This window comes from Salinivibrio sp. MA427 (assembly GCF_001996115.1).
GTDB lineage: Bacteria > Pseudomonadota > Gammaproteobacteria > Enterobacterales > Vibrionaceae > Salinivibrio > Salinivibrio costicola.
In genome coordinates, this window is the sequence record NZ_MUFH01000065.1 from 1 (window position 1) to 10,993 (window position 10,993).

A 10,993-nucleotide genomic window follows, 5' to 3' on the forward strand; every position below is an offset into this window, starting at 1 on the left:
GTGTACTAAGTACCCGATGTCAACATAGCCCAACGAAATAATGGGTACACAGTACACTAAAAATATGTCCATTGATGCACTGCGCCTGTCACGATCGGTGCCAATTTTAACCACGATGTCGGATGGCGCGCGGCCCACATTGTGATACTTATTGGCACTGTGCTGGCGCTTATGCCGACCTACGCCTGATTTATATATCGATGATTCCATTGGCGTAGGTGACACAAGCCCCGGCAAGATGTCAACTATGATGCACTATGCCAACGGGCGCCTGTCACGATCAATGCCAATATTTGACCGCCAATGTCGGAGGCGCCGTGCAACGGGCGCGCGGCGGAGATCATGCCAAGCTTGTGCGATCGAGAAGGCGCTTATGCCGACCTACGCCTGGTTTATATATCGGTGGTTCCATTGGCGACGGTGACACAAATCCCTGCACAACAAACACCTTCGATCTTGTTTCGCGGCTGAATTCTAATTTATTGTAATGAAACTTGATTCCTGCCTTGGGTTCGCGTCACTTGATCGTATGTGAAGGTGGCAAAAGAGAGCCTGGAATGCGATATCGGAGAAATTATGCACATGGTGGCACGTATTTTTTTACGGTAAATCTACGCGACAGAGAGATGCGATTGCTCACGGAGCATATAAGGTTACTGCGCTCAGCGGTGGCAACCGTCAAAGCGTCTCGCCCTTTTCAAATCGATGCTTGGGTCGTTTTACCTGATCATTTACATGCTATTTGGACACTTCCCGATAATGACTCAGATTATTCAACCAGGTGGCGCGAGATAAAGAAGCTATTTACTAAAAGTGTGTCGCGAATAGACAAGCGATTTATCATGGGAAAAGGGATGGTATGGCAAGATCGGTTTTGGGAGCATACAATCAGGGATGAGCGAGATTTTAAGCATCATTTTGATTATGTGCATTTCAATCCGGTTAAACATGGTTGGGTTGAGCGCGTCGTTGATTGGCCGTATTCCTCATTTCATCGTGAAGTTAAAAGAGGGATTTATCATCCCTCGTGGAATTTGTGTTGAGCAATTATCGATGCAGAACGATAATTTAAACGTCGATGATACCATTGGCGTCGATGACACAAGCCCCTGCAAGATGTTGGATAAGTGCACCTTGTCAACGGGCGCCAGTTGCACTGCGCCATGCAATGGGCGCCTGTTACGATCGGTGCCGAATTTAACATCGGTACCAAATTTGGCTTTCATGTCGGATGGCGCGCGGCGGAAATCACGCCAAGCTTGCGCGATCGAGAAGGCGCTTATGCCGACCTACGCTTGGTTTGTATATCGGTGGTTCCATTGGCGTAGGTGACACAAGCCCCGGCAAGGTGTTGGGTATGTGCACATTGYCAACGGGCGCYTGTYACGATCGACGCCAAATTTAACCACGATGTCGGAGGCGCCGTGCAACGGGCGCGCGGCACACATCGTGATAATGGTTGGCATTGTGCTGGCGCTTGTCCAACCTACGCATACTTTAACGTCAATGATACCATTCACGATCGGCGCCAATTTTGACCATGATGTCGGAGGCGCGCGGCACACATCGTGATAATGGTTGGCATTGTGCTGGCGCTTGTCCGACCTACGCCTGGTTTGTATATCGGTGGTGCCATTGGCGCTTGTCCGATCTACGGAGGTTACCCCTTCATCTCCGCGGCGAAGTTGAGCATGCGGTTGAGTGGGATTAACGCTTTTTCGCGCACGTTATCATCAACATGAATTTCATGCTCTTCGCCACCGTTTTCTAGTGCGTTTTCAATCGCTTTAAGGCCGTTCATTGCCATCCATGGGCAGTGGGCACAGCTGCGACAGGTGGCGCCAGCGCCGGCGGTGGGGGCTTCGACTAATTCTTTGTCTGGCACCATCTGCTGCATTTTGTAGAAAATACCTTTATCGGTGGCGACAATCAGCTTTTCATTCGGCAGCGTTTGCGCCGCTTTAATCAACTGACTGGTCGATCCGACGGCATCGGCCATTTTTACCACGCTCGCTGGGGATTCAGGGTGAACAAGAATCGCGGCGTCGGGGTAAAGGTGTTTCATTTTTTCTAGCGCTTGGGCTGAGAATTCGTCGTGGACCACGCATTCGCCTTGCCATAAGACCATGTCAGCGCCAGTTTCTTTTTCGATATAGGCGCCTAGGTGGCGATCTGGAGCCCAGATAATTGGCTTGTCTTGGCTGTCTAGGTGCTCGACAATCTCTAACGCGATGCTTGAGGTGACCACCCAATCGGCACGTGCTTTGACGGCGGCCGAGGTGTTGGCATACACCACGACGGTGTGGTCTGGGTGTGCGTCACAAAACGCGGTGAATTCATCGGCAGGACAACCTAAGTCTAACGAGCACTCGGCATTAAGCGTTGGCATTAAGACGGTTTTCTCTGGGGTGAGGATTTTAGCGGTCTCACCCATAAAGCGTACACCGGCCACGATCAGGGTTTTGGCTGGGTGTTGATTGCCAAAACGGGCCATTTCTAACGAGTCGGCCACACACCCGCCGGTTTCTTCGGCGAGGGCTTGGATCTCTGGGTCCGTGTAATAGTGAGCAACAAGTACCGCGTCTTTTTGTTTTAATAGTTGTTTGATGCGCGCAACGTGTTGTTTTTTCTCTTCGTCACTCAATGCCATTGGTTTCGGCGGAAAGGGATAGACCCTTTGCGACGTTTCAATCACTTGGCTCATGGGATTACTCATGCTTACTTCCAGTCCGGGGCTTCCAGTCCCGGTAGTATAACGCGAGTAGAGCTAGAGTCCTAGAGCGTAGGTCCTAGGTGACGGAGGACGGAGTACGGAATACGGAATACGGAATACGGAATACGGAATACGGAATACGGAATAAGCATATCGTGCCAGCTTTTGCTTTTCCCGTATTCTGTAAGCGAAGCGCTCTGTATTCCCACTCCCGAATACAGATAACTGAATACAGAGTACAGAAAGAGCAAAAGGACAATGCGCGCACGAGTTGCCTTTTCCCGTATTCCGTAAGCGAAGCGCTCTGTATTCCCACTCCCGAATACAGATGACTGAATACAGAGTACAGAAAGAGCAAGAGCGCAGAGGCGGCAACGATCTTGCTTTATCTTAACCTACATCGCATTTTTGGCTTGTTTGGCGCTGGTTGAATCTGGGTAGGTATCAATCACTTGCTGGAAGTATTGATCGGCTTGGTCGCCGTTACCTTGTTTTTGCGCAATCAGGCCGAGTTTGAGCAATGCGTCGGCGCGTTTGTTGGAGTCTTTAAACTTGCTAACTGCCGTAAACTCTTGGTTTGCCTGCTCAAATTCACTTTTAGAAAAATAGAGCTGGCCGAGCCAATAGTGGGCGTTTGCTGTGTATACCGATTCTGGGTATTTAGAAAGAAACGCTTTAAATGCTTTGGTTGCGCCTTGGTAGTCTTTCTCTTTTAAGATCAGGTTGACGGCAGCTTCATACGCGGCGTTTTCGCTTTTATCATCCGTAAAGCTAACAGATGATGCGTCTTGCGTCWCTTCTTGGGGGGCTGGGACCGCTTGTTTCGCGGTTCTTAGCGTATCAACCTCGCGATAGAGATCGCGCTGGCGTTCTACCATTTGTTTGATGTCGTAGCTGTTACGCTCAACACTGCCACGTAACGTGCTTAGCTCTTGCGCCATTTGATCAAGTTGGCGTTGCATATCCAGCTGCATTTGGTTGCGCGCTTGTAGCATGCGTTCTAGACGATCAACGGCAGAGCCACCCGCCCCTACTTCTGTCACCGGAGCAGATGTGGCAGCCGCGGGGGCTGCCACACTCACCAGTAACGCCAGCGCGAGGGTTCGCACAGAGTTACTGTTTATTTTCATACTCGTTTCCACTACCTATCGGCTGGATTAGTACACTAATACCGAACGACGGTTTTTGGCGTAAGCGTCTTCGCTTTGGCCAAGGACCAGCGGTTTTTCTTCGCCGTAGCTCACGATAGAGATTTGGCTAGCTGGCACACCCAACGCTTGTAGGTATTTAGACACAGCTTCAGCACGGCGCTCGCCCAGTGCGATGTTGTACTCTGGGGTACCGCGCTCGTCAGCATGGCCTTCTACGACTACTTCCATCGCTGGGTTGTCACGCAGGTAAGTCGCGTGCGCATCCAGCATGTCTTCGTATTGTGGTAGTACTGATGAGTCGTCAAAGTTGAAGTAAACGGTTTGCGACTGACGCAGCTCTTGGTTACGGATTTGTTGCTCAGTCATTGAGCCTTGGCCGTCAACCGGTGATACCACGGTAGTGCCGTTTTGGTTGGTTGATTGACCAGCATCACTGCCGGTTGAGCTATCGTGTGAGCTACACGCAGCCAGAGTTAACATTGGCAGTGCCACCGCCAGACCTTTCAGTACTTTATTGATTTGCATTCTATTTTCCTTTTCTAGAAAGTTAGCGCACGTTGTTTAAAATTAAAAAACTACAGGTAAGGTGACCAGGCTGGTGCACGCACGCGCCCGTTGGTTGCCGGTAACCGCGCTTTAAAGCGGCCGTCGATTGAGACGAGTGACAACACATTCTTACGTCCATATACCGAGCTGTAAATCACCATGCTGCCATTTGGCGCAATACTTGGCGACTCATCCAACAAGGTTTTGGTTAGGATTTGCACCGCCCCGCTGTTTAAGTCTTGTTTTGCAATGTTATAGCCAGACGCGGATTGATTTACCATGATCAAGTGGCGGCCATCAGGAGTCAGTTGCCCTCCCATATTTTGATTGCCTTCCCACGTGATCCGTCGGCTGGTTCCATCATCTAAATTTACGCGATAAATCTGTGGTTTGCCACCCCGGTCCGAGGTGTAGATGAGCGAGTTACCATCGGGATCCCAAAATGGCTCGGTACTATTGGCACGACCATGGGTAATTTGGGTCAGTTTTTTGCTCTTCAAATCGAAGATATAAAGCTGCAGGCTACCGGTTTTAGACAGCACCATGGCCAGCTTGCTGCCATCGGGCGAGAACTGAGGCGAACCATTGTGACGCGGATAAGACGAAATCTTCTCGCGCTCACCGGTGTAAATATCCATGACAAAGATTTCGGCTTGGCCATTTTCAAAGCTGACATATGCCAGTTGGCGACCATCCGGTGACCACGACGGTGACATCAGTGGCTGTTTAGAGCGCAAGATCAAGCGTTCGTTATAGCCATCGTAATCCGACAAACGCAGTTGGTAGGGGTAGTCGTTCTCTTTATCGATCACCACATAGGCGATACGGGTCAAGAAGGCCCCTTTTTCGCCGGTGAGCTGTTCATACACAATATTGGCAATGCGATGCGAATAACGGCGCAGATCGCTTTCTTTGACCGTGGCGCGGTTGTTGACCAGTAAGTGGTCATCGGTTTGTACCAGCTGGCCATCGGCGCCTAGGCCTTTACTGTCGCCGCCCGTGAGCTGGCCACGCACAATATCAATCAGTTGGTAATCAATTTGGTAACGGCCGTCTGACGTGGGCGTCACGGTGCCAGTGACCACGGCATCCACCCCGAGAGAGGTCCAAGCGTTGTAATCGACATCGGCATCTTTGTAAGGCGTTTGCGGCATGTCACTGACAGATAATGGGTTAAATTTACCGCTGCGACGTAAATCGGATCCCACGACACCGGCAATATCTTCAGGCATCTCGCCTTGCCCTTTCCATTGGAAGGGGATCACGCCAATGGGCCTGGCTGTGTTCACCCCTTCGGTGATCACCAACTTAAGCGCAGCGTGTGCCGGTTGCGTGAGTAACGACAAACAGGCCAACAGCATTACAACGGCGGCAACTTGCCACGTCCGTAAACGATCCTGACGCGTGTTTGTGACATGGTTTGTGCCACCACAGGGGCTCACTTCCATCATGTTTTTTATCCTGTCGGTTAGTTAGGTCGAACGGTTAACTCGATATCACGTAACTTAGCAATAATATCGCCATCGTCTGGCATTGGAAATTGTGATACGGACGCGACCGCGGTTTTTGTTGCACGACACAATCGCGAGTTGCCCGCTTTTTGTTCCACATTAAGCAATAGGCCGGTAGGTGACAAGCGCATATTGACCACACACTCTTGGCCACTTAAACCATCATCAACAATCAGTCTTTGTTGGATCATTTGCGTAAAAATGGCGCCGTATCGCGCCACTTCGTCRTCCACAAATTGTCCGCGCGCGCTTTGCCGTTGGCTGGCTTCCGATTCCAGCCCCGAAAACAAATCATTAAGCGCCGCTTCTTGCTCTTGCTGTTGCCGTTTGGCTTCTTGCGCCCGGCGCTCGGCCTCTTTTCTCGCTTGTTCGGCTTCTTTGCGCGCCTGCTCTGCCTCTTTTAACGCTTGCTCTTCGGCTTTGCGCTTTGCCTCAAGCTTGCGTTGGCGTTCAGCTTCGGCTTTGCGTTCAGCCGCCAGTTTTTCTTGCCGCGCTTTCTCCGCTTTTTCCGCCGCCAATTCCGCTTTCCGTTGTTGTTCTAACTTGCGCTGACGTTCGCGTTCGGCTTGTTCTGCTTGTTGTTTGGCAAGGCGTGCTTGTTCTTTGGCCTTGGCTTGCTCTTCGGCAATCCGCTTTTGTTCTTCTCGTGCTTGACGTTCCGCTTCGAGCTTTTTCCGCTTGACCTCGCGAAGGCGCTGTTCTTCTTGCTCGCGTTGTTGCTCAAGGCGTTTCGCTTGCTGCTCTAATCGCTTTAACCGCTCAGCTTCTTCGCGTTTGGCTTGATCGCGCTGCGCACGAATTTTTTTTGCCTGTGCATTCACTACGGCCGGATCAATCACGGTGGCTTCAATGGAGCGCCCAGCTTTGGGGGTTGGCTTGGCGTCTGAGGTGAAATCTGCCCCCCATAACAGCACAATCACCAACAACACGTGTAGCCCGCCGGAAATGGCAAGCGCTGGCACCAGTGAGTCTTTTTTCTTGCTTTTGGTTGCCTGATCGCGATGGTTTGGCTCGTTCATCATCCTCACCTACGACTCATATGGCTCTGTCATTAAGCCCACCGACGACACGCCGGCTTGGTTTAATGCATCAAGCGTTAGGATGATTTCTGAATAGGGGACACGGCCATCACCGCCGACTAAGACGGGGGATTTAGGGTTAAGCTGAAGTTCGGCTTTCACCCGCACTAAGATTTCTTCTAGGCTGAGCCCTCGGGTCATATCACCATTGTTGACACTGAGCCCGAGCTGGCCGTCTTGGTCCACTTCCACAATGATGAACGCGCCGCTGTCTTCTTCTTCCGCCAACTCTGCCGCTGTTTTGGCCTGTGTAGTCTGTGGTAAATCGACATCGACGCCTTGGGTCACAAACGGCGCGGTGACCATAAAGATAATCAGCAACACCAGCATCACGTCAATGTAGGGCACCACATTGATTTCCGCCGTCATTTTGCGTCGTTTTGGTTGATACGCCATGGATTACTCCTGGGTTGCCGCAAACGCTTGACGGTGAAGAATGCTAGAAAATTCTTCCATAAAGTTCATGTAGTTGTGTTCAAGCTTGCTCACTTTGGCTGTCAAACGGTTGTAAGCCATGACGGCAGGGATCGCTGCAAATAGGCCCATGGCTGTCGCGACCAAGGCTTCAGCAATCCCGGGCGCAACCATCGCCAATGTGGCTTGTTTCACCGCACCCAGGGCGATAAAGGCATGCATAATACCCCACACGGTGCCAAATAGGCCGATGTAGGGACTAATTGAGCCCACGGTGGCCAAAAACGGTAAGTGGGTTTCAAGCTCTTCAACTTGTTTAGACAGGGAAACACGCATCGCCCGTGACGTGCCTTCCATCACGGCATCAGGCACTTTGTCGTTACTGCGATGCAGGCGGGCAAATTCTTTGAAACCTGCGTAGAAAATTTTCTCGCTACCGGTGAGGTGATCCTTGCGGGCCTGCACTTCTTGAAAGAGTTGCGAGAGATCGATCCCCGACCAGAATCGGTCTTCAAATCGCTCCGCTCGGCTAAAGGCTTGCTGCATCACTTTTGAGCGCTTGATGATCATGGCCCAAGACATCACTGACATACCCAGTAATATCAGCATCACTCCCTTAACAAGCAGGCTTGCTTGTAAAAACAGGTCGAGAATGGAAAGTTCAGCGGTCACGTCATCATCTCCGATTTAATCTGTGTTGGAATCGATTTGGGTTTCATGGTGGCTGGGTCGACACAGGCTATCTTAACCGTTGCCACACACAATGCTTTTTGATCAGAATTCACCAAGCTTTGACAAAACGTCATGCTAGCGCGCCCCATGGCTGACACTGTGGTGACAACATCAAGGGCATCATCCAGCCGTGCACCGCGGTGAAAGTCGATATCCATGTGGCGCACCACAAACGCATAGTGCTCGGCAAACAAGGCCTGTTGATTGACACCGATTTGGCGTAACAGTTCAGTGCGCGCACGCTCAAAGTACTTGAGGTAGTTGGCGTGATAAACCACCCCGCCGGCGTCTGTGTCTTCATAATAAACACGCACGGGCCAACGAAACGGCGTTGATTCAGTCATGACTGTATCCATATAGGTTCAGCGATAGGCAATTACTATACCTAAGTTGTCGATGTATAGAAATGCTGAAGCCGCGCGGTCGCTGCATTGGTGGCCCATGAAGGGCGCAAGAAGTGATATGCCGCAAAAAACACACAATGACTCCGCGGCCAGTGATGAAAAAAGCACCACCTGGGTACTTTTGTCATTCGTTTGTCACTTTGCGCTTGCTCACCGAGCGTTTGGCTCAACTAGCGTAACCACATCAAGGCGAGCAAAAGAAGAGACACGCCCCACCCTAATGGCGGCCAAGTAAGCCAGCGGCTCCATTTTCCTTGCGCTGTAAAGCCGACAGCGTGAATCACGCCCAAGCAGGTGGCGTAAAGTAGGCCCACGCCCATGAGGAACGTGACGCCGCCCATGCGCTGCGCGAAGGCTTCAGGCGCCCACATTACTTGGCCCCCCCAGCATAATGCACTGGCCAATGAGAGCAGCCGCCAAAGGCCAGAAAAATCCTGGCCTAAAGGAGCGGGTTGGCGATCACTCATTATCGTGATCCATGGCTTCGGTATGCTCAAGCCATAACGCATTGATGATCCCGAAGGCGCATGCCAGCAGCACACCGAGAATCCACGTGAAATACCACATATGCAGGCTCCTTACTTAGTACAGTGAATGTTTGTTGTCTTCAATATATTGCGCATCTAAGCGGCCGAACATCTTAATGTAGCACCACAAGGTGTAAGCCAAGATAATCGGCACAAAAATCGCAGCGACGATAGTCATAATCGATAATGTCAGTTCGCTCGAGGTGGCATCCCACATGGTCAAACTATGACTTGGGAAGGTGCTCGATGGCATCACAAAGGGGAACATCGCGATACCCGCGGTCAAAATTACCCCAGCAATAGCCAAGCTCGAGAACAAGAAGGCCCAGCCACCACGTTCAACTCGAGACGCCAGCAGTGCCAATAGTGGCATCACCGCACCGACAATGGGAGCTAACCAAAGGATTGGCATCGCTTGGTAGTTGTGCATCCACGCGCCGCTTTGCACCGCCACCTCTTTCGCCAGTGGGTTAGACGCCGCTTGGTTCGCCGCTTCACTGACCACCACAAAGCCTTCCAGGTTTTGTACCCAAAAGCCCGCTGCCACGAACAAGACGGTGGTCAGTAGCGCACACAGTTGCGCCACATTGCGTGCCCGTACATGCAGCGCATCGGTGGTTTTCATTTGCAGCCAGGTTGCCCCTTGCAGCACCACCATAAACAGACTCACAAGGCCACACACCAGTGCGAATGGATTAAGCAGTGCGAAAAAGCCACCGGTGTAGGTTGGGATCAACAGCTCGCTTAACTGAAATGGTACGCCTTGCAGCAAGTTGCCAAAGGCGACACCGAAAATCACAGGCGGTATAAAACCACCGGCAACCAGGCCCCAGTCCCAGGCAGTACGCCAGCGCTTATCATCAATTTTTGAGCGGTAGTCAAAGCCCATGGGACGGAAAAATAACGCCGCCAGTGTGAGCACCATCGCGATATAAAACCCAGAGAATGACACTGCATAAACCAGCGGCCAGGCAGCGAATAATGCCCCACCCGCGGTGACTAGCCAAACTTGGTTGCCTTCCCAGTGCGGGGCGACAGAGTTAATCATCACCCGGCGCTCGCTATCCGTTTTGCCGATCAGGGTGAGCAAAGCGCCCACCCCCATGTCAAAGCCATCGGTGACGGTAAAGCCAATCAGTAGCACCCCAATAAGCGCCCACCAGATCAGCCGTAACATTTCATAATCAAACATGCTATCTCTCCTTATGCTTCAATCTGGCGGCTGAAATCCGCTTCTGGATTGCCTTTTTGTTCAAAGTGGTAGCGGCCGGTTTTGAGGCTACTTGGCCCCAAGCGCGCAAACTTGAACATCAGATAGAGCTCGGCGACGAGAAAGACGGTGTAGAGCGAACAAATCGCCACCATCGAGAAGATGATATCGCCTGCAGCGAGGTTAGAGGCGGCCATATGCACTGGTAAAATCTCACCCACAGCCCAAGGCTGACGACCATATTCGGCAACAAACCAGCCCGCTTCACAGGCAATCCAAGGCAGCGGAATACCAATCAGTGCCAGTTTGAGTAGCCAAGGTTTTTGATCAATACGTTGACGGCAGGTTTGCCAGAAGCTCATGCCAAAGATAAACAGCATCGCAAAGCCACAAGCCACCATGATCCTGAAGCTCCAGAACAGCGGTGCCACGTGTGGAATAGAGTCTTGTGCCGCTTGCTGAATTTGCCCTTCGGTGGCATCAACCACTTTATCGGTATAAGGCTTGAGCAGCAGACCATAACCGAGGTCATTTTTCACTTCATTAAAGGCGGCTTTAGTTTCAGACGATGTCTCGCCGGCACGCAATTTTTCTAGCAATGCGTACGCCTGCATCCCGTTGCGGATACGGGTTTCGTGCTCAGCAATCAAATCGGTTAAGCCTGTCACTTCTTTATCCAGTGAGCGCGTGGCAATGATCCCCATCG

13 protein-coding genes are annotated in these 10,993 nt (G+C 51.5%); 1 reads left to right on the forward strand and 12 read right to left on the reverse strand.

Annotation, left to right across the window (positions count from 1 at the left end; all coding sequences use genetic code 11):
* The first annotated feature begins 1,127 nt into the window (after positions 1–1,127).
* A complete protein-coding gene (locus tag BZG79_RS16375) occupies positions 1,128–1,328 on the forward strand; it encodes a hypothetical protein (protein WP_077774013.1) in 201 nt (66 codons plus the stop codon).
* Between the two features lie 332 nt (positions 1,329–1,660).
* Here the strand turns inward: BZG79_RS16375 and nadA are convergent, their stop codons facing one another.
* The 12 genes from nadA to BZG79_RS06675 all read right to left on the reverse strand — a co-directional run.
* The gene (gene nadA / locus BZG79_RS06620) at positions 1,661–2,704 is read right to left on the reverse strand and encodes a quinolinate synthase NadA (protein ID WP_021024371.1); all 1,044 of its coding nucleotides are present in this window, start codon (positions 2,702–2,704) and stop codon (positions 1,661–1,663) included.
* A 404-nt stretch (positions 2,705–3,108) separates the two neighbouring features.
* A complete protein-coding gene (ybgF, locus tag BZG79_RS06625; protein WP_077774016.1) occupies positions 3,109–3,837 on the reverse strand; it encodes a tol-pal system protein YbgF in 729 nt (242 codons plus the stop codon).
* A gap of 33 nt (positions 3,838–3,870) precedes the next feature.
* Positions 3,871–4,389, reverse strand: coding sequence for a peptidoglycan-associated lipoprotein Pal (pal, locus tag BZG79_RS06630; protein ID WP_077670093.1), 519 nt, complete (start codon positions 4,387–4,389; stop codon positions 3,871–3,873).
* Between the two features lie 50 nt (positions 4,390–4,439).
* The gene (gene tolB / locus BZG79_RS06635) at positions 4,440–5,771 is read right to left on the reverse strand and encodes a Tol-Pal system beta propeller repeat protein TolB (protein WP_077460491.1); all 1,332 of its coding nucleotides are present in this window, start codon (positions 5,769–5,771) and stop codon (positions 4,440–4,442) included.
* 107 nt (positions 5,772–5,878) lie between these two features.
* On the reverse strand, positions 5,879–6,940 hold the full coding sequence (gene tolA / locus BZG79_RS06640; RefSeq protein ID WP_077774015.1) for a cell envelope integrity protein TolA: 1,062 nt from the start codon (positions 6,938–6,940) through the stop codon (positions 5,879–5,881).
* 9 nt (positions 6,941–6,949) lie between these two features.
* The gene (gene tolR / locus BZG79_RS06645) at positions 6,950–7,396 is read right to left on the reverse strand and encodes a protein TolR (protein ID WP_021024366.1); all 447 of its coding nucleotides are present in this window, start codon (positions 7,394–7,396) and stop codon (positions 6,950–6,952) included.
* Between the two features lie 3 nt (positions 7,397–7,399).
* Positions 7,400–8,086 carry a protein TolQ gene (gene tolQ, locus BZG79_RS06650; RefSeq protein WP_021024365.1) on the reverse strand — a complete coding sequence of 229 codons (687 nt, stop codon included), beginning with the start codon at positions 8,084–8,086 and terminating at the stop codon, positions 7,400–7,402.
* The gene (gene ybgC, locus BZG79_RS06655; protein ID WP_021024364.1) at positions 8,083–8,490 is read right to left on the reverse strand and encodes a tol-pal system-associated acyl-CoA thioesterase; all 408 of its coding nucleotides are present in this window, start codon (positions 8,488–8,490) and stop codon (positions 8,083–8,085) included. The genes tolQ and ybgC overlap by 4 nt, the downstream gene beginning before the upstream one ends.
* Before the next feature lie 230 nt (positions 8,491–8,720).
* On the reverse strand, positions 8,721–9,017 hold the full coding sequence (locus BZG79_RS06660; RefSeq protein ID WP_158011321.1) for a cyd operon YbgE family protein: 297 nt from the start codon (positions 9,015–9,017) through the stop codon (positions 8,721–8,723).
* Positions 9,010–9,117, reverse strand: coding sequence for a cytochrome bd-I oxidase subunit CydX (cydX, locus tag BZG79_RS06665; RefSeq protein WP_021024361.1), 108 nt, complete (start codon positions 9,115–9,117; stop codon positions 9,010–9,012). The genes BZG79_RS06660 and cydX overlap by 8 nt, the downstream gene beginning before the upstream one ends.
* A gap of 15 nt (positions 9,118–9,132) precedes the next feature.
* A complete protein-coding gene (gene cydB / locus BZG79_RS06670) occupies positions 9,133–10,269 on the reverse strand; it encodes a cytochrome d ubiquinol oxidase subunit II (RefSeq protein WP_077460429.1) in 1,137 nt (378 codons plus the stop codon).
* 11 nt (positions 10,270–10,280) lie between these two features.
* Positions 10,281–10,993 (reverse strand): cytochrome ubiquinol oxidase subunit I (locus BZG79_RS06675; protein WP_199877587.1); only part of this gene is annotated, 713 nt, incomplete at its 5' end.

Bases quoted from the DNA above. Each gene is read 5' to 3' on its own strand.
- nadA (WP_021024371.1), bottom strand. From the start codon at position 2,704: ATGAGCCAAGTGATTGAAACGTCGCAAAGGGTCTATCCCTTTCCGCCG.
- BZG79_RS06660 (WP_158011321.1), bottom strand. From the start codon at position 9,017: ATGAGTGATCGCCAACCCGCTCCTTTAGGCCAGGATTTTTCTGGCCTT.
- cydB (WP_077460429.1), bottom strand. From the start codon at position 10,269: ATGTTTGATTATGAAATGTTACGGCTGATCTGGTGGGCGCTTATTGGG.
- tolB (WP_077460491.1), bottom strand. From the start codon at position 5,771: ATGCTGTTGGCCTGTTTGTCGTTACTCACGCAACCGGCACACGCTGCG.
- tolR (WP_021024366.1), bottom strand. From the start codon at position 7,396: ATGGCGTATCAACCAAAACGACGCAAAATGACGGCGGAAATCAATGTG.
- ybgC (WP_021024364.1), bottom strand. From the start codon at position 8,490: ATGACTGAATCAACGCCGTTTCGTTGGCCCGTGCGTGTTTATTATGAA.
- pal (WP_077670093.1), bottom strand. From the start codon at position 4,389: ATGCAAATCAATAAAGTACTGAAAGGTCTGGCGGTGGCACTGCCAATG.
- cydX (WP_021024361.1), bottom strand. From the start codon at position 9,117: ATGTGGTATTTCACGTGGATTCTCGGTGTGCTGCTGGCATGCGCCTTC.